Source organism: Acaryochloris marina MBIC11017 (genome assembly GCF_000018105.1).
In the GTDB taxonomy this organism is placed as follows: Bacteria; Cyanobacteriota; Cyanobacteriia; order Thermosynechococcales; family Thermosynechococcaceae; genus Acaryochloris; species Acaryochloris marina.
In genome coordinates this window covers 2,407,410-2,425,163 of sequence record NC_009925.1, presented here as the reverse complement: position 1 = coordinate 2,425,163, position 17,754 = coordinate 2,407,410, and the positions used below count along the sequence as shown (strand labels likewise).

General features: G+C 45.1%; 16 protein-coding genes. 13 read left to right on the top strand and 3 right to left on the bottom strand.

All coding sequences use genetic code 11. The features are described from left to right. Positions 1-130: 130 nt before the first annotated feature. From AM1_RS10900 to AM1_RS10885, 4 genes are all read left to right on the top strand, one after another. Positions 131-970, top strand: a complete 840-nt coding sequence (locus AM1_RS10900) for a prepilin peptidase (RefSeq protein ID WP_012162893.1) — start codon at positions 131-133, stop codon at positions 968-970. A 112-nt stretch (positions 971-1,082) separates the two neighbouring features. Continuing rightward, the gene (locus AM1_RS10895) at positions 1,083-1,520 is read left to right on the top strand and encodes an RrF2 family transcriptional regulator (RefSeq protein ID WP_012162892.1); all 438 of its coding nucleotides are present in this window, start codon (positions 1,083-1,085) and stop codon (positions 1,518-1,520) included. A gap of 72 nt (positions 1,521-1,592) precedes the next feature. Then, complete coding sequence (gene cysK / locus AM1_RS10890; RefSeq protein WP_012162891.1) at positions 1,593-2,537, top strand: cysteine synthase A; 945 nt, start codon at positions 1,593-1,595, stop codon at positions 2,535-2,537. Between the two features lie 240 nt (positions 2,538-2,777). Next, complete coding sequence (locus AM1_RS10885; protein ID WP_187152931.1) at positions 2,778-3,269, top strand: tetratricopeptide repeat protein; 492 nt, start codon at positions 2,778-2,780, stop codon at positions 3,267-3,269. A 49-nt stretch (positions 3,270-3,318) separates the two neighbouring features. On the opposite strand, the gene rpiA is transcribed toward AM1_RS10885, so the two are convergent. Then, complete coding sequence (rpiA, locus tag AM1_RS10880) at positions 3,319-4,026, bottom strand: ribose-5-phosphate isomerase RpiA (RefSeq protein ID WP_012162889.1); 708 nt, start codon at positions 4,024-4,026, stop codon at positions 3,319-3,321. Positions 4,027-4,400: 374 nt separating this feature from the next. Here rpiA and AM1_RS10875 point away from each other — a divergent pair, with 374 nt between their 5' ends. The 7 genes from AM1_RS10875 (at position 4,401) to AM1_RS39785 (ending at position 13,126) form a co-directional block, all read left to right on the top strand. Continuing rightward, positions 4,401-4,964 (top strand): adenylate kinase, encoded by a 564-nt coding sequence (locus tag AM1_RS10875; RefSeq protein ID WP_012162888.1) that lies wholly within the window; start codon positions 4,401-4,403, stop codon positions 4,962-4,964. A 230-nt stretch (positions 4,965-5,194) separates the two neighbouring features. Beyond that, positions 5,195-7,096, top strand: coding sequence for a transketolase C-terminal domain-containing protein (locus tag AM1_RS10870; protein ID WP_012162887.1), 1,902 nt, complete (start codon positions 5,195-5,197; stop codon positions 7,094-7,096). Between the two features lie 331 nt (positions 7,097-7,427). After that, the gene (locus AM1_RS10865) at positions 7,428-8,573 is read left to right on the top strand and encodes a hypothetical protein (RefSeq protein ID WP_012162886.1); all 1,146 of its coding nucleotides are present in this window, start codon (positions 7,428-7,430) and stop codon (positions 8,571-8,573) included. Between the two features lie 25 nt (positions 8,574-8,598). Continuing rightward, positions 8,599-10,641 carry an ATP-binding protein gene (locus AM1_RS10860; protein WP_012162885.1) on the top strand — a complete coding sequence of 681 codons (2,043 nt, stop codon included), beginning with the start codon at positions 8,599-8,601 and terminating at the stop codon, positions 10,639-10,641. A gap of 22 nt (positions 10,642-10,663) precedes the next feature. After that, positions 10,664-11,770 carry a DNA methyltransferase gene (locus AM1_RS10855; RefSeq protein WP_012162884.1) on the top strand — a complete coding sequence of 369 codons (1,107 nt, stop codon included), beginning with the start codon at positions 10,664-10,666 and terminating at the stop codon, positions 11,768-11,770. A gap of 41 nt (positions 11,771-11,811) precedes the next feature. Continuing rightward, positions 11,812-11,967 carry a hypothetical protein gene (locus AM1_RS42130; protein WP_012162883.1) on the top strand — a complete coding sequence of 52 codons (156 nt, stop codon included), beginning with the start codon at positions 11,812-11,814 and terminating at the stop codon, positions 11,965-11,967. Between the two features lie 69 nt (positions 11,968-12,036). Then, positions 12,037-13,126 (top strand): ISAs1-like element ISAcma12 family transposase gene (locus tag AM1_RS39785; protein ID WP_076611922.1). Its coding sequence is split into 2 segments (ribosomal slippage): positions 12,037-12,576 and positions 12,578-13,126, totalling 1,089 coding nucleotides; the frame shifts between segments, so codons are not numbered across the junction. Positions 13,127-13,322: 196 nt separating this feature from the next. Here AM1_RS39785 and AM1_RS40965 read toward each other — a convergent pair. Beyond that, positions 13,323-13,649 (bottom strand): hypothetical protein, encoded by a 327-nt coding sequence (locus AM1_RS40965; RefSeq protein WP_148215718.1) that lies wholly within the window; start codon positions 13,647-13,649, stop codon positions 13,323-13,325. Between the two features lie 965 nt (positions 13,650-14,614). On the opposite strand from AM1_RS40965, the gene AM1_RS10840 reads away from it, so the two are divergent. Beyond that, complete coding sequence (locus AM1_RS10840) at positions 14,615-14,998, top strand: GNAT family N-acetyltransferase (protein ID WP_012162881.1); 384 nt, start codon at positions 14,615-14,617, stop codon at positions 14,996-14,998. Positions 14,999-15,034: 36 nt separating this feature from the next. On the opposite strand, the gene AM1_RS10835 is transcribed toward AM1_RS10840, so the two are convergent. After that, positions 15,035-16,191 (bottom strand): IS3-like element ISAcma13 family transposase gene (locus tag AM1_RS10835; RefSeq protein ID WP_148215638.1). Its coding sequence is split into 2 segments (ribosomal slippage): positions 15,035-15,936 and positions 15,936-16,191, totalling 1,158 coding nucleotides; the frame shifts between segments, so codons are not numbered across the junction. Positions 16,192-16,527: 336 nt separating this feature from the next. Here AM1_RS10835 and AM1_RS10825 point away from each other — a divergent pair. Next, positions 16,528-17,580, top strand: a complete 1,053-nt coding sequence (locus tag AM1_RS10825; protein WP_012162880.1) for an IS701-like element ISAcma22 family transposase — start codon at positions 16,528-16,530, stop codon at positions 17,578-17,580. The last annotated feature ends 174 nt before the right edge of the window (positions 17,581-17,754 follow it).

Below are 17,754 nucleotides of genomic sequence, written 5' to 3'. Positions count from 1 at the left end.
AGAGTGGGTATCCTGCCTATAGGAGTGGACCTTCTCTGGTAGAGGTTGTCTCCCTTCAAACATCAAGGAGAAGCACTGAATAGATAGCCCTAATCTCCTCGGCGATCTGGCTATCGGTGTGTACAAAGGTATGAGTTGGGCAGAAATCTTTATCTATGGACTGGTGGTGAGCTTGGGGGCTTCGGTGGGTAGTTTCTTGAACGTCGTCATTTATCGGCTACCCGAAGGCTTATCTCTACTTCATCCCCCTTCTCGTTGTCCCAAATGTCACACCCCCCTGAAACCCTATGACAATGTTCCGGTTCTAGGTTGGCTGTGGCTCCAAGGCAAATGTCGCTATTGTAAAACCCCGATAGCCAGCCGGTATCCCCTCGTTGAAGCAGCCACGGCCTGCATGTTTCTGGGGATTTTCCTGCTGTTTGGCTATCAGCTGCAGACCTTGGGTTATTGGCTGTTTGCCAGTGTGCTGATTTCCCTGGCCCTGATTGATTTAGATGTGATGTTATTGCCCAGTCCCTTGACCCGGTTGGGGGTGATTTCGGGCGTCACGTTTCAGACCCTAGTGGGCTGGCATCAAAATGGCCTGACGGGGGCGGCCCAAGGGTTCACCTTTGGTGCTTTGGGGGTGATTGCGGGGATCTGGTTGATTGATGTAATTGGCCTGTTGGCTGGCCTGATCTTTCGTCGTGCTGCGATGGGGGGTGGCGATAGCAAACTGATGGCGATGATTGGTGCTTGGTTAGGGTGGCGATATATGTTGCTGACTCTGTTTCTCGCCTGTTTGGTAGGGTCAGTGGTAGGGATAGGAGGCCGGGTATTTGGCAAACTTGGCAAGTTTCAGGTGATTCCTTTTGGCCCGTTTCTGGTGCTGGGAGCATTGCTGTGCATGATGTCAGGGGCGCAAATTTGGACGGGTTATCAGCAGGGAATTTTGTGGCTGTATCGCTGGATGGGGATTGAATTGGGGTAAGGTCTAGCTGAATAGAGCACTAAGAAGGCTAGGCAGGATAATCCCTAAACTCCGATGGAGAACCGGAGTATACTAGGTCCAAGGCTGTTGTTGCCTCAGGGGGGCTTGCCCTGTGGAATTGTCATGTAAATGTGAATATGCGGTGCTGGCATTGCTGTCACTGGTGGATCACTACCCTCAAGGGGAGCCGCTACGAATCCGCCAAATTGCAGCTCAACAACATATTCCCGATCGATATTTAGAACAACTCCTGGCCATTCTGCGCCGTTCAGGTTTAGTCTGTTCTCAGCGAGGGGCGCGCGGAGGATATTTATTGGCCCGGGAACCTTGGAAAATTACCCTACTAGAAATCATTAACTGTATAGAAGGCAGAGATCCGCAATCGAACGCTTTACCCCAAACAGGTCTGACAACGGAGAAAGCGGTGGTCCAGGAACTTTGGCAAGAAGCGGATCAAGCAGCGAGCAAGATCCTCAAGAATTGTACGTTGCAAGATCTTTGCGATCGTAGAGATGCTAAAAAACAAATTGACCTGATGTATTACATCTAAGCTAAGAGCACAGCTCAGCTGCCTGGGCCGCGTTCTCTTCCTTGATTGCACTGATAAGCAGAGACTGTCACTATGCGTATTGCCCACGATATTACCGAGCTGATTGGTAAAACGCCGCTCATTCAACTCAATCGCATTCCTGAATCGGAAGGGTGCCTGGCCAAAATTATTATCAAGCTGGAGAGCCTGAATCCCTCCGCGTCGGTGAAAGATCGGATTGGCAGCAATATGATTGCCATTGCCGAAAAGCAAGGACTGATTCATCCCGGTATCACAGTGTTGGTGGAACCCACCTCTGGCAATACGGGAATTGCCTTGGCGATGGTGGCGGCGGCCAAAGGCTATCGCCTGATCCTAACTATGCCAGAAACCATGAGTGCTGAGCGGCGGGCAATGCTGCGGGCCTACGGGGCAGAGCTAGAGTTGACTCCAGGTACAGAAGGGATGCGGGGGTGTATTGAACGGGCTCAAGAGTTGGTGGATACCCTACCCAATGCCTATATGCTCCAGCAGTTTCGCAATCCAGCCAATCCCCAAATTCATCGCCAAACCACAGCGGAAGAAATTTGGGCAGATACCGATGGCAAGGTAGATTTCCTCATTGCTGGCGTGGGCACTGGGGGCACCCTAACGGGAGTGGCAGAAGCCTTAAAGGCTCGCAAGAAATCATTTCAGGCCATCGCTGTGGAGCCTGAAGGCAGTCCAATTTTATCGGGCGGATCACCTGGTCCCCATAAAATTCAAGGGATCGGTGCGGGATTTGTGCCGCCTGTTTTAAAGGTGGATTTGATTGATGAAGTGATCCTGGTCAAAGATGAAGATGCGATCACCTATGGTCGCCGACTTGCACGAGAAGAAGGGTTGCTATCTGGGATCTCCTCCGGGGCCGCTTTATGTGCGGCCATCCAAGTGGCCAAACGACCTGAGAATAAGGACAAGCTGATTGTGATGATTCAGCCTAGCTTTGGTGAACGCTATCTCAGCACGCCTCTGTTTCACGAGGCGGAGTCGCACTAGTCATGGCTAACGCTAGATTCGAGATAAGCTGAAACCTTTATTCTTGCGTGGGAGAATCTCCCAAGTGCTGAACTGGGGTTAGGTAAGACATCCTGGCTGGGCTTTATAAGCCTAGGACAGTCGCGCATATAAAACCCGAGGGTTTATCTCCTATTCAAGGGGCGAGATAAGTACTAGAGATCAACAAATATGATAGAGCTAACCACACAGATGGATCAGTTGGTGAAGCAGCAACATTGGATGGATGCTATTCAGTTCGCTGAGCAAAACTCAGAACTTCTTCTAACTAGTTTTAATACATCTTGGAATACTGGATGGGCTTATTTCAAGCTCAACCAACACTCAGATGCCATCCCCCATTTGCAAAGAGCCTGCTCTATTGCTCCAGCAAGCTACAGTCATGTCGCCTATTGGGCGTTGGGTGTTGTATGGATGGAGTTGGAAAAGTACGAGTCAGCAGAAAAGTGTTTTCTGAAATCCGTAGAGCTTAAAAGTGGGCACTTGAACCGCACCATGCTTGCATTTATCTATCTTCTGACGGATCGTACCGATGAGGCCGAACGCATCCATCTGGAAGGCTTAGAGGAAAAACGGACACAGGAACGATTGGAAAGCTATGCTGATTTTCTCGGTGCTACAGGCAGAGTCGAGGAAGAAGCAATCATCCTTTTAGAAGCGAAAGAGGCTCCACAGGAAGGGAAAAAATATACCCCCGAAGGTAGCCGGAGGTGAAATGATCAGAAGGAAGTATCACCCATACTTCCTTGATAACGATGGGAGATTACATCTCACGGACGGTGGGATTGCCATCTTTGATTTCGCCAATTAAAACAATGTCAGTCATGCCCACGAAGATGCCGTTTTCCAGAACTCCTGGAATATTGTTAATGGTTTTCTCCAGTTCGGGGGGATTAGGAATATCGCTAAAGGTGACGTCCAGCACCATATTGCCCTGGTCGGTAATCACAGGACCGTCTTTTTTGATACCCATCCGCAGTTCGGGCTTACCACCGAGCTTCTCTAAGGCTTTGACGACTGGTGCGATCGCCATTGGCAATACTTCCACCGGGACCGGGAAAGTGGACCCTAATTTATCGACAATTTTGGATTGATCGACCACCACAATAAACTGCTCAGCTAGGGAATCCACGACCTTTTCGCGGGTATGAGCTGCGCCACCACCTTTGATTAAATTCTTCTGCGGATCCACTTCATCGGCACCATCAATGCCGATATGAATCCGATCCACTTCATCTAGGGTGGTGAGGGGAATGCCATACTGCTTCGCTAACACAGAAGCTTGGAAGGAAGTGGGAATACCTTTGATATCCGTTAATGCACCTGACTTAATCCGATCACCCAAAAACTGAATCGCAAAGGCGGTGGTAGACCCAGTGCCTAACCCCACGATTGAGCCAGACTGAACCCGATCGGCAGCGGCTTTACCCACCTGTTGTTTCATTAACTTAACGGGATCAACTGCGCTCATACTGAACCTCCTAAAAAAGCTGCTTGCGAAAACTGACGATTTCTAGCATGACGTAAAGCGGTACACCTGCCTAGACCATTCTCAAGCGATAGCGCAGAAATTTGCTGGGCTTGCCCGTAATTTTGCGACGTTGGGGATGGTCCGTTATGAATTCCGATTAGGTGTATAGTAAGGGGATGTTACGGAAAAAATCTTGAAATTCTTATTAAGTATAGGTTATGAGTTAGTTTGGATTTTCTAATCGGTGAGAGACCTAACTCCGCTTGTTCTAGTCAGAATATGAGACCACATAGCTGTTGAGTTGGTGTATCCCTTTCTTGTGGATGCTGGCTCCTTGGCCATTAGCGACTGTGTTGTTATTCCCCACTAAAACGATGCGACTTGTATTTCTCGGCCCGCCCGGTTCTGGTAAAAGTACACAAGCTCAAGCAGGGGCTGCGCGTTGGCAGATTCCCAGTATTTCGACAGGTGATTTACTCCGCGATGCGATCGCAACCCAATCTGACTTAGGTAAACAAGCCCAAACTCATGTGGAAGCGGGTGAACTCGTTCCAGATACCTTAATGGTAGGTTTGATGCGGGAAAGCTTTGGGTCACCCGCCACCCAGAATGGTTGGATTTTGGATGGTTTTCCCCGGAATCTCGCTCAAACCCAGGCGCTGGATACCTTACTCCAAATTATGGGCCAGCTCTATGGGCAAGTCGTGTATTTTGAAACCCCCGAAGATTTATTAATCGAGCGAATGCTGAAGCGAGGTCGGCAGGATGATAGTGAAGATCTGATCCGACAGCGCTTACAGATTTACAACGACCAAACCACTCCGCTGATTGACTTTTACCGCCGTCGCCAATGTTTGATTGAAATTGATGGGAGTCGCCCGGAGTCAGAAATTACGGATGAGATCGCATCAGCATTACAACCCTTAGTCAGCGTTTGAACAACGACCGACTATAATAGGTAAAAATACTTAACTATAAGCGGCAACTTCAAGAATACTGGTTGGCCTCTAACCTTGATTCTCGACCTTGAGATCAGCCCGAAGCTGCCTACGATTCAGATATCAAAGTCGGTACCCAAAAACGTCTGGAGGGCTTCAGACAAAATGGTACGATAGCCAGGCTAGCCCGTTATAACTCTTCACATTGACCCATTTAAGGAACAGCTTCTATGACAACATTCCCGATTGATTTAAAGGCCTATAAACCGCTTACCCTGGACGCTAGCAATCCCACCCTCACCCCGGAGCAACGGGAGACCCTCAAATCGAATATTCAGCTTTGCCGTGATGCCATTGTCTTTTTTACCGCCACGGGGGCAGCCCGAGGTGTGGGTGGACATACCGGTGGCCCCTACGACACGGTTCCCGAAGTGATGATTTTGGATGCGCTCTTTCGGGGCAGTGCTGACAAGTATGTTCCGATCTTTTTTGACGAAGCTGGGCACCGAGTCGCGACGCAATACTTGATGTCTACTCTAGAAGGCTCCTTACCTGCCGAGCAGTTGATGAGTTATCGGGCTGCCAACTCCACCTTGCCTGGTCACCCCGAACTGGGTCTCACCCCTGGGGTTAAGTTCAGCTCCGGTCGTTTGGGACATATGTGGCCCTATGTGAATGGCGTTGCCCTCGCAAATCCTGGTAAAACAGCCTTCTGTCTTGGGTCTGATGGTTCTCAGCAAGAAGGAAATGATGCAGAAGCGGCCCGCCTAGCCGTTGCCCAGCAGATTAACGTCAAGCTGCTGATTGATGATAATGACATCACCATTGCCGGTAGCCCTTCTGACTATCTACCTGGCTTTAGTGTCAAAAAGACTTTGGAAGGTCATGGCCTCAAAGTTCTAGAAGGCGATGGCGAAGATATTGATGGCCTCTACGCTCGCATTTGTGAAGCGATTAACACCCCCGGTCCCGTGGCCGTTATCAACAAGCGGGCCATGTGTGTGGGGATCGACGGTCTAGAAGGATCTAACCATGGTCATGACGTGATCTCTGTGGATGCCGCCCTTAAGTATCTAGAGGCTCGCGGTCATTCTGATGCGGTTTCCAATCTGAAGAGTGTGGTTAAGCCTAGCCAGGACTATACGTTCCTCGGGGCTTCTGAGAAGTACGACTCCAACCGGAACGTCTTCGGTGATGCGGTGGTAGAAGTCCTCAGCGGCATGAGCGAAGCCGACCGTAAGGCTAAGGTGCTCGTCGTGGATAGCGACCTGGAAGGCTCCTGTGGTCTCCATAAAATTCGAGCTGCTAATCCTGAAATTTTTATCAGTGGTGGGATTCAAGAGCGAGGCAACCTGTCTGCTGCTGCTGGTTTCGGCATGGCTGCAGGCAAGCAGGGCATCTTTGCCACCTTTAGTGCCTTTTTGGAGATGTGTATCTCTGAGATCACCATGGCTCGCTTGAACAAGTCCAACTTGCTCTGTCACTTCTCCCATGCGGGCATTGACGATATGGCCGATAACACCTGCCACTTCGGTATTAACAATATGTTTGCCGATAATGGCTTGGATGATGGTTATGAGACTCGCCTCTATTTCCCTGCCGATGCCAACCAAATGAAGGCCTGTGTAAAGTCGGTTTTCGATAATTCGGGTCTCCGGTTTATCTTCTCTACTCGCTCTAAGGTACCCCTCCTGACAGACGCTAATGGCGGTGAGCTGTATGCAGGCAATTACACCTTTACCCCTGGCAAGGACGAAGTGGTACGAGAAGGAACAGCAGGCTATATTGTCAGCTTTGGTGAAGCCCTCTATCGGTCTTTGGATGCGGTTGAGCGTCTGAAGAAGGAAGGCATTGATGTGGGTCTCATCAACAAGTCCACCCTCAATGTCGTCGACGAAGACATGATGAAGAAGATTGGCGCAGCGCCCTTTGTGGTGGTCGTTGAATCCTTTAACCGTCGGACTGGATTAGGTAGCCGCTTCGGTTCTTGGCTGCTGGAGCGAGGACTATCTCCTAAGTTTGCTTACTTAGGCACCCATGAAGAAGGCTGCGGCGGTCTTTGGGAGCAATTCCCTCATCAAGGGATTGACCCCGTTGGCATTATGAAGACCGTCAAGTCTCTCGCTAGCTAAGCTTAATTTGATTAACTCTTGGAATATCTCCCTGACGGATGTTGGGGAGATATTTTTTTCCCTAGGACGTACCGCATATTTAGAGATTCAAGGATAGATTAAAGAAATCTTCAATTTTCGAGAGGGAAAAGCCTTCTAAGTTTGAATACTTTTATTCTCAACTTTTAATGAACGTAGCTTCTAAAAAACAAAGTAAGGTCAAAATTTACGGAAATTATCCAGATTTATTTTGAACTTAGCCTTCTAAATAGAGCAAAGAGGTAGTTATCAACCTCAATGTGATAGCAATCGATGTTCACATCATGTTGAGAGCGTTTGAAAAGGCAGATCCATGATAGACCCTGAAAGCCATGAACACCTCAGTACAGAGATTGCTAATCGCATTGCAGAAGATAGGGAAATATTAGAGCAATTACGATCTGAGATCCGGCCTTTGAAAAGTGCTGTGAGACGAATCCAAGCCCGAACAACGACCTCTGTTTCACTAGTCGGAACTGATGGGGGTAATAATCGTATCCAATACGACCCTTTCTTAGTTCAACTCATTCGGGTAGTTGACTCTAGCAATAATGAGTATTGTCTTGAAGCTATTACGCCAACTACAAAAGTTAGTTCGCTCAGTAATCAACAATTCGATAAAAATGGCGAACCCTTAACTGCATTGGGTAAGATGATGGACTTCTTGGGAGTCAGACATATTAGCGATCTTAGCCCTATGATTCGTAGTAATGATGATGGAGAACTAACAAGCACTAGCTGGGTTCAGGTGTATCGAGAGTTAGTGGAATGGGCTGTACTATTTTCAGTAATTCGAGAAAAGGAATTTGCTGTAGATACGTTAATTGTCTTTGATGGACTACTGCGCAGTAAAGTTTTTAAGGAAGGACTTTTTCAGCATTATCGAAAAGGAATTCAGGAAGCGATAGATAGCCATCGAAGAAAATCACGTAGAAAGATTTATTTAGTAGGATTTGCAAAGCATAGTAAAGTTCTAACGCGTTATCGCTTAGCAATGGCTTTAGAAAATATTTTAACGTCAGAGTATCCAGCTTACGTTGACATACCTCCTGACATAGAGGAAAAAGCATATATCTGGTCAGAATATGCCAGAAATGATGATATCGCACTAGAACAAGGTGGCGAAATCAATAAGTTTGTAGGTGGTAAAATGTTCTTCATCAAATTTGGAAACAAATCTCACGATCCAATATGGCCTGTGGATATATTTTTGCCTCAGGCCCACGAAGCTCAAGCCATAATTGGTTATTTATTATCAGATGCAATTAATGGTTTTCCTGTTCCTTTTTATCCTCGTTGTCTTCAAAAAGCACATGAAAATGCTGCTTTAGTTGATTTCGACTTTGATGTTTTACAGGATCAAATATTTAACGGTATTAGAAATATCCTTGGTCAAGAGGCAGTGGTTTTAGATATGGCAAGATTACAAGATCCAGATCCGGCACAGAACCGCTATTAATTAAATTTCTGAAGTAAAAAATACTATGTCTAGTATTGAACTTTTTCCACCTAACGAAGTTATTGGCGTTTTTCGAGGATTCAGTAAAGGAGGTTTAGAGTTCCATGCAGATCTGGTTCTGCCCTACCGAAATGACTTTCAAAGTATCCCCATGCATGGCCAGTTCCTTCTGGTACAACTGGAAACGCAAGATGAAGCTGTGTTAGGAAGAATTACATCCCTTTCCTCTTCAGGAAAGCTGTCTTCAGGCGTGGGAGAAGAATTTAATATCCGGGCTATGCAAGAAAGTCGGGCAGTGCCAGAAGACTTAAGGGAGCAGTATTTAAAATATCAAGTAGATATTCGAGTACTTGGAGTTTTAAGAATTATAGATGATGGCAAGCTAACATTTGTTGCATCTCATCGACGACTCCCTCATGTTGGTAGTTTAGTAGCATTCTTATCTGGAGATGTTTTAAGAGAGATAGCTAGCCATAATGTTCAAGGAGCTGCTATAGGTCATTTTGCATTGGGAGAGTATATCTACTCTTCAACCAGTACATTATTAGAGCCACTGCCATGGATGCAAATTAAAGAGCCTGAAGTACTGATTAAATTTCCTATGGAAAATTTGGTTTCAAGGCGCTCATTTATTTTTGCAAGAGCAGGCTTTGGAAAATCAAACTTAAATAAACTGCTATTCAGTGAATTGTATAAATCTGATCCTGTAGTAGAAAAGAGGCAAGGAAGAAGGGTTCCAGTAGGGACTATTCTGTTTGACCCGGATGGAGAATATTTTTGGCCAGATGATAAAGGTCGTCCTGGTTTATGCGATGTAAAAGAATTGGAAAATAAATTAGTGGTTTTCACTAATAGGCGAGGTCCTAGTAATTTTTATGATTCTTTTGTTGCAGGCGGTATCAAACTTGATATTCGTAGGTTAAACCCAAGTGATGTAATATCCATAGCAATTAGTCCTGAAAAGCAAGGCCAACAAAATATACGTAAATTAAGTGGTTTGAGGCAAGATAATTGGTCTCGATTAGTTGATCTTGTCCACAAGAATGGAAATCAAGCAGAGCTTGATGAAGTCAAAAATATCTTGGGTTTGGAACCTGACCAACAAGATGCAGAGGCATTAGCTGCAAGAGCAAACATGACAACGATTGTCAGAATGCTGCATGACAATACAAGTCAGTTATTAGACATGCTGTTAGATGCTTTAAAAAATGGAAAATTATGTATTGTTGATATCTCTCAAATGAGAGGTAGCCAATCTCTTATCCTTTCTAGCTTGATTCTACGTCGAATATTTGACCATAACCAAGAACAGTTTACAGCAGCTAACCCTGAAACAATACCAACTCTTGCAGTGGTTGAAGAAGCTCAATCAGTTTTAAGTGAAAGAGCTACAGGAGCTGAGCCATATATTGCATGGGTCAAAGAAGGGCGAAAATATGATTTAGGTGCCGTTTTAATTACTCAACAGCCAGGTAGTATCTCCAACGAGATTTTAAGTCAAGGAGATAACTGGTTTATTTTTCATTTACTATCTGCTTCAGACCTCAATAATATTAAAAATGCTAATGCTCACTTTAGTCAGGATATTTTAAGTGCCTTATTGAATGAGCCTATCCCAGGACAAGGTGTTTTCTGGAGTTCTTCCAGTGGAAAGCCTTTTCCAATAGCACTGCGCGTTCTTTTGTTCGAAAAAATGCATAATCTTCGTGATCCGGACTACAGCTCTGGACTACTTAAGAATTATGCACAACAGCTCAAGAAAAAATTTCAAGAAGGCATGATTGATGAAAATTCTGGCTTGCCCATGGATGTGTTAGATGTCTGTCAGCGGCAAGCCATCCAAGCGATTAAAAATAATCTTAAAGTTATGGAGAACCTCGAAGGTGAAGGAATTGCATGGGGTTCTGTAATGGCTATAATCAAAAGTGCTTTACCCAAACAAATAGATGTTTCAGAGGATATGCCATATAAATTAGTTGCTCCTACGCTTAACAATGTCTTAGGTCCACAAGGTAAGCGATGGGAGTCATTTAAGAAACAAGGTAAAACATGGATTCGTAAGAAGTAGATAGTTTCAGCGATTTAGTTGAGTGGATAAAACCTTAAAAGCAAAAACTAGGCTTAATGGAATTTGCCCATACTTCACAATGTTCCCTCTTGACTTTCCATACTCGATTCTTGAAGAGCATGGAAGCCGGGGAGAGTGGGTCCTAGATCCTTTTTGTGGTAGAGGTACAACCATATATGCGAGTAGGTTGTTAGGTATGCCTTCTATCGGTATTGACAGCAGCCCAGTTGCAACAGCTATTTCTGAAGCAAAACTAGTTAATATTAAGCCTGGTCATATTGTTAGCACTGCAATTAAAATTTTGAAAAATGCTGAAGAGCCATCTGACATTCCAACAGGAGAGTTTTGGGAATTAGCCTTTCACAAAAATGTTTTGAATAGTCTCTGTAAGTTTCGAGAATCTTTTCTTCGAAACTGTCGTTCTGATTCTAGAAAAGCACTTAGAGCTATTATCTTGGGTGCTTTACATGGCCCTCGTCCAAAGTCAAAACAGTCATACTTTTCAAATCAATCCCAACGTACTTATGCTCCTAAACCTAACTATGCAGTTAATTATTGGAAACGCAAGGGGTTATTACCGGAAGAAGTAGATGTAATTGAAATTATTAGAGAAAAGGCTGATCGATACTTCGGCCTAGAAAAATCTCAAGGAATGGGTAAAATCATTGTAGGTGATAGTCGTAACAATAAGTACTTCCAGAAAATTCAAAGCCAGGTTAATTGGGTTATAACTTCTCCTCCCTACTATGGTATGAGTAGTTATATTCCGGATCAGTGGCTAAGATCTTGGTTTTTGGGTGACTCTTCACAAGTCAACTATTCTTCTCCAGAACAACTTAATCATTTGAGCCCAGATCATTTCTCATCGGCTCTAAAAAAAGTCTGGGAAAATTCTAGTGATATATGTGCCCAAAATGCAACATTAGTAATTAGATTTGGTAGTATTAATACTAGAAATGTTGATGCTTTAGAAATTATTAAAAAGTCTTTATGTCAGACAAGATGGAAAATTAAAAATATTAAATCAGCAGGCTTTGCTTCACAAGGTCGTCGACAGGCTATTCATATTAATTCGAAAGTTTCGAATCCTCGTGAAGAGTATGATATCTGGGCAAACTTAAATTGTTAAGTTGAAAGATTAATCGTAATCCGTTGCTTGAGTGAGCTGTTATGACACAGATAGAACAAAACACTGCCAAGCACTCTGAGCTAGAAGAGATTGTTGGATTGGCTGAGTCTGCCGAAGCCAAGATGAAAATCCTGGCTCAACAGGCTGAAAAATTTATCGGTAAATGGGAAAAGACCGCGAGTTCACAGGACACCTAAACCCAGGGTTGTTTTACGTTCCTCCTAGAAAAAATAGGATGGTTCTACTGAATAAGAGTAGAGAGACCGATGAGCCATCTGATCGATACCTTGAAGCAAGTCCCTGACTTCCGCAGTGCCCGTGGTCGTACTCATCCGTTATGGCTTCTATTGCTCTTGATGGTGATGGGCATGCTCGCTGGATACCAGGGGTATTGTCCCTTAGAAACTTTTACGAGCGATTATCAGCAGCCTTTATGTGAGCTGTTGGGACTGGAGAACTTCCAAGTTCCGTCTCACTGTACCTTTCGACGCGTGATGAAGGGGCTTGACTTCCAATCGTTGAGCCACCAATTTGAAGCTTGGATGCTCTCGAAAGCTCAGACTCACTCTCCCGATAATTATGCAGCATCCATGGATGGCAAACGGATTTGTCAGGGGCTCACCGATGAAAACGGCAAGCAGCGTTTTGTAGGATTGGTGAGTATATTCGCAGTGGAAGCAGGCATCACCCTCAAGCTCGAAGCCCTCACTCAGGAGGATAATAGCGAAATCAAAGTCGTCCAGGCTCTATTGGAAACACTACAACTCGATGGCTTGTTAATCACCATGGATGCCTTACACGCCCAAAAAAACACTTCAGCAAGTTGTGGCTTCGGTTAATGACTATCTTATCGCCGTTAAGCGCAATCAGGGCCGTCTTTACGACCACCTCCAGACTTACTTTGAGTGTCTTAAACCCATGGCTGAGCATACCCACTCCATACAGAGTAGAGGACGAGAGGAACATCGGTGTATCCAGGTTTATGAGCCTGTCGGCATAGCCCTACAAGAGTGGGAAGCCATTCGCTCGGTGCTTTGTGTCCAGCGATGGGGTACTCGTCAAGGCAAGGCGTATCACAACACGGCCTATTACATCAGTTCAGCTGCCACCTCACCCCATCATTGGCAATCTCTGGTCCGAGAGCATTGGGGCATTGAAAATCGGTTGCATTGGCCGAAGGATGTGGTCTTTGGTGAAGATGATTATCGACTAGAGGATGAACAAGCACTGCTCAATTGGTCAGTGCTTAGAACCATTGTGATTAATATTCTGCGTCTAAACGGCTATCAATCCCTCAAAACCGCTATGACTAAGCTTGCTAATCGGGTCGACATCATTTTTTCGCTGCTAACTTAAAACAGCCCTGCCCCGTCATGGAGCAATGCCCGATTTTTTGAAACTATTCCAACCGTTAGAAAATTCGTTGATCGCTTATACTTCGCCAAAGCAACTCCAGAAGAACCTAATCTCCTAGAGTTGCTAAAGTTCATGTTAATCAATGACATTATCGATAAATCTCAGGCCTGAGGTTGCTATCAATTAACATCACTGGTTAGAAATGATGTCCGCCATGACGGACTCGGTATCTTTTCCAGTGACAGTGCCGCTTGAACTTCACGATTTTACGGCCATGGCGATAGAAGACGACTGGACGCTTGAAGCAAACCCACTTTCGGCGCCAACGCCAGCGTACTCGACGAACTCGACGAACTCTATGTCTTTTTCGCCATCGAGAAGCCACTAGTGAGTTTTCAACTTGCTCAGAAGTTTCAGGCTGTTGTCCAACCGATGTAGAGAAGGCATTTGCTTGAGGGATAGCGAGTGCAGTTGTGGTTGCTGCCATTACACCTAGCAGGGTAACTTTTATTGGCTTTAGCATGATGGATTCCTCCAACAGAAATCAAATTTAGAACGTTGACTGATTGCTCAGAGATTGTCCAGATGAAGCCTTCTTAATGTCTCTGTTTCTTGTTAATAGAGAACCGATAAACTTTCTTCCAATCTGTTTTCCTCTCTTCTCATAAGTTATCGGTAAAGCCTTTCTTCTTATCTAATCTGGATCACACTAGAAACGTGATACTTCCTATTTTTAGACGTGATCCTTGGCAGAGATGCGGCTTGGTCAATCCCTGCAAACCTTTCAGTAAAAAGCTTTTGGCTTTTTATCTTCCCCTGTCTCTGAGGTATGTCTCTATCTTTTTTATATGCCTAGGCCGGTATTTTTTATATAAGAATGAGCTATATCTAATTTTTTAAGAACTCATATATATTGCCTTTGTGGGCTAAAAATAAGACAAGGAAATATTGCCACATTAGCTTTTTTGTAGATTTTATATATAAGGAACCAATGTTGATTGTAAATATGAAATCAGCACGCTATCACCTAAAAAATCTAGGCTTGTTTCAATAACCTGGATAAAAAGCAGGTTGATTCTACCCCATGGAGAAGTCATCGATGCCCCCTCACTGATCTACCGTGCGCGTATTACAGGATGCGTTTGGTCTTGAAGTTTATGGTGAATCTGATCGTAGACTTGTTGGCAGATATTTTTTGCGATGTTCTTTGATTGGCCTACAGGTAGAGCCTGGGCTTTACTAACAGCCATCGCACTCAATGCTTTATATCCTGATGTCATTTGATGGGCCAGTTCAACAATGCCAGGATAATGTCAGTCAATAACCACACTGGCTTGGAGAGATTGCCCCATATTAACGGTTACCTTTCCTATCTCTCACCGCGTTTTGATAGGTTCAATCTAACGCCGCACTTACAAAAATATCTGTGCAAAAGAGTGATGCTCAATTCTCCGATCATTGTAAAGTTAGCAATATGACGTTTATTGTATGGACGATAACCCAGTCATAGAGACAAGCATCAGTACGCGGGTGCTTACACCTGCTGATGTTGAAGCATATCGTTCAGTACGCCTACGTGCATTGCATGAACGGCCTCCTGCTTTTGGTTCACTTCCCGAAACGGAACCCGATCTTGCTGAAACTGCAGTGCGATTGGCTGAGAGTATGGATCGTTGCTTTTTTGGTGCCTTTCAAGTCAAGCGGCTCATTGGCATTATCCGGTTGTCTCGCTACGAAGCCATCAATGAAAAACATCGTGCCTATCTGGCGGGTCTCTATGTCCTGCCTGAATTCCGCAAACGTGGCTGTGGCAGAGTACTGGTGAGTCAAGCATTACATCGGGCAACGATGACTGCTGGTGTTAGGCGATGACGTGAACCCCTATATTCGGACAGGGCAATAGATGAATTAAGCGCTATCCTCCTTATTCATACAATAGTGATTGTTCTGTTGTCTCCACTGCTGCTCATATTCACAGGGTGTCAAATACCCCAGTGATGAATGAATCCGCTTATGCATATACACATCTTCTAGAAACTGCTCAATGTGCTCATACGCTTCAGTAAAATTTCGATAGTCTGATAAATCGACCTCTTCTTCTTTTATCGTTCTCATCAATCGCTCAGCATAGCCATTTTGCCAAGCCTGTCCCACCTCGGCCATACTGATTTGCACTTGGTGTTGTTGGAGCAATTGCATATAGGCTGCAGCGGCATACTGAACCCCTTGGTCAGAATGGTGAATCTCAGGCGTTGCCCGCTCCAACGCCTTGTTCAACGCCCTCAACGTTAGTTGCTGGTCGATATGGCGGGACAGATGCCAGCCACGAATGGCGCGAGTAAAGACATCCATCACGACGGCCAAATAGACAAACTCCTGCTGTAAGCGAATGTACGTGATGTCCGCCACCCACACCTGCTCAGGATGGTCGATGGAGAGATTCAACACTCGATTGCCATAGCGAGGGAACGAATGTTCGCTATTGGTGGTGCGTTTGCGTTTGACTTTGGTCTTGGCCATAATCCCTATCTGTCGCATTAGTCGAGCCACGCGTTTATGGTTAACGCAATACCCCTGACGCTGCAGTTGGGCGGTGATTCGACGATAGCCATAAGTCGGATAGGCTCCAGCAACTCCAGCAATGGCCGCTTTTAGTTCGCTCTCATCCGGTTGGCCTCTGGCATGGTAATACACTTGAGAGCGTGGGTAATTGAGTACCTGACAAATTTGGCGAATGGAATAGTCCTGCTGCAACTGTCTCACCATCTGCCGTTTTTGGTTAGGTGTAAGGACATTGAGGCTTTTTTTGCGATCTCTAATTGCAGCGTCAATTGGCCGACTAGACGCTCTAACTGAGCAATTTTCGCTTCAGCGTTGTCGTCGTTGTTCTGACTCTCAAAAATGCTACTGGCGTGCGCTAGAAATTCCTTGCGCCAGCGGTTGAGGAGGCTAGAGTGCAGGGTATGGATGCGACACAATGCACTGCTCGTTTTTTCACCGCTTAACAATTGTAAGACCACTTGAGCTTTGAACTCAGCACTATATTGACGACGTTTTGATGACATTAATTTCCCTCATTCGGTACAAGATTACGATGCTTAAGGACTTGTCCGAATCTTGGGGGTCACTTCACGAGTCAACTTAACGGTTATCACTCAACAAAAAAATGCCATTCGACTTTACCAATCTTTTAGCTTTCGTATCTACGGTAGAAGTTACGCATTGACAGAATAGACCTCTTGCATAATTCAGCTACTGATATGGTAGAGGATTCAAAATTTAAGTCAGATCGCGGCATTCATTGAGTTAGTAGCACACCATGAAATGAATATTGCAAGAGGTCTAATAACAACGCTGTAGTGTATTAAGCAGCCCTTGCTTCGACCCAGTATTCAAACCTCATGCGTCAGATATCTAAACCTTCCACAGCAAAGTGTAATAGCACTCTCTACACCCTATTCCTGCTGGCGGAGCCTCGATATGTCAGCTGTATGCGGTTATCAGAGATTCTGTCAGAGTTGAGTCACGATAGCGTGAATCGATTTCTATTACGCGAGAACTACACCCCCAAAGATTTATTGGATGAGGTCAAAGCCCATATTGGTTGGACAGTAGGCATCCTCAGCGTTGACGACAGTGTGGAAGACAAACCCTATCGGGACCTGAGCAAAAGTGCCTTTGTCGATTACTTCTGGTCAGGCAAGCACAAGCGGAGTGTCAAAGGACTCAATTTAATCACGTTGTACTACACCGATACAGCGGGTCATTCTTATCCCATCAACTTTCGCATTTACGACAAACAGGAGGGCAAAACCAAAAACGATTACTTCCGGGAGATGGTGCTTGAGGTCAAACAATGGGGCATTACACCGGCTTGGGTGACAGGTGATAGTTGGTATTCAAGCCTGGAAAACCTGAAGTTTCTCAGAAACGAGAAAGTGGGTTTTCTCTTTGGCATCGCCAGCAATCGTCAGGTCTCTGTAGAGCGAGGCTCCTTAGTACAGGTTAAACAGCTAGATATACCTGATACAGGGAGGATGGTTTATCTCAAAGCCTTTGGTTGGGTGAAGGTATTTTGTCAGCCGTTCAAAGACGAACTGCGACACTACATCTTGTACCAACCCGAATTAGAACGATTGCAACATCTCACTCGCAAGATCTTCAAAGCGGTGCATGATGACCACTGGAAAATTGAATGCTTCCATAGAGTCATTAAACAAGTATGCAATATCGAACGATTCTATGTCCGAGATGAGCAAGCCATTCGTAATCATTGCTTTTGTGCGCTCAGAGCGTTCTGTCGCCTGCAAACGATGTGCATCCAAGGATTGCTCAACAACTGTTATCAAATATCAAGACAATTGTTTGTACCCGTGATTCGCCAGTTTATTTTGGACAATCTGACGATATCTACTTTTGCCGAAATGGATCAATGCACTTCTATCAATGCGTAACTCCTATACGGTACAGAACACGAAACTTTTATCAAAGATGGGAAATATTATGATGAGTACTTGATGACTTTGGAACTGAATGCTAACCCTTTATGAGGTTTAACCTATCAACCGCTACGTTGGTCTCTCGATGCAGATTATGACAAGGACCAAAAGCAAAATGTCTGAGATTCT

Coding starts and splice junctions, on each gene's coding strand:
- AM1_RS10875 (WP_012162888.1), top strand. CDS start 4,401: ATGCGACTTGTATTTCTCGGCCCGCCCGGTTCTGGTAAAAGTACACAA.
- AM1_RS10885 (WP_187152931.1), top strand. CDS start 2,778: ATGGATGCTATTCAGTTCGCTGAGCAAAACTCAGAACTTCTTCTAACT.
- cysK (WP_012162891.1), top strand. CDS start 1,593: ATGCGTATTGCCCACGATATTACCGAGCTGATTGGTAAAACGCCGCTC.
- AM1_RS10870 (WP_012162887.1), top strand. CDS start 5,195: ATGACAACATTCCCGATTGATTTAAAGGCCTATAAACCGCTTACCCTG.
- AM1_RS40965 (WP_148215718.1), bottom strand. CDS start 13,649: ATGCTAAAGCCAATAAAAGTTACCCTGCTAGGTGTAATGGCAGCAACC.
- AM1_RS10860 (WP_012162885.1), top strand. CDS start 8,599: ATGTCTAGTATTGAACTTTTTCCACCTAACGAAGTTATTGGCGTTTTT.
- rpiA (WP_012162889.1), bottom strand. CDS start 4,026: ATGAGCGCAGTTGATCCCGTTAAGTTAATGAAACAACAGGTGGGTAAA.
- AM1_RS10840 (WP_012162881.1), top strand. CDS start 14,615: ATGGACGATAACCCAGTCATAGAGACAAGCATCAGTACGCGGGTGCTT.
- AM1_RS10900 (WP_012162893.1), top strand. CDS start 131: ATGAGTTGGGCAGAAATCTTTATCTATGGACTGGTGGTGAGCTTGGGG.
- AM1_RS10865 (WP_012162886.1), top strand. CDS start 7,428: ATGATAGACCCTGAAAGCCATGAACACCTCAGTACAGAGATTGCTAAT.
- AM1_RS10825 (WP_012162880.1), top strand. CDS start 16,528: ATGCGTCAGATATCTAAACCTTCCACAGCAAAGTGTAATAGCACTCTC.
- AM1_RS42130 (WP_012162883.1), top strand. CDS start 11,812: ATGACACAGATAGAACAAAACACTGCCAAGCACTCTGAGCTAGAAGAG.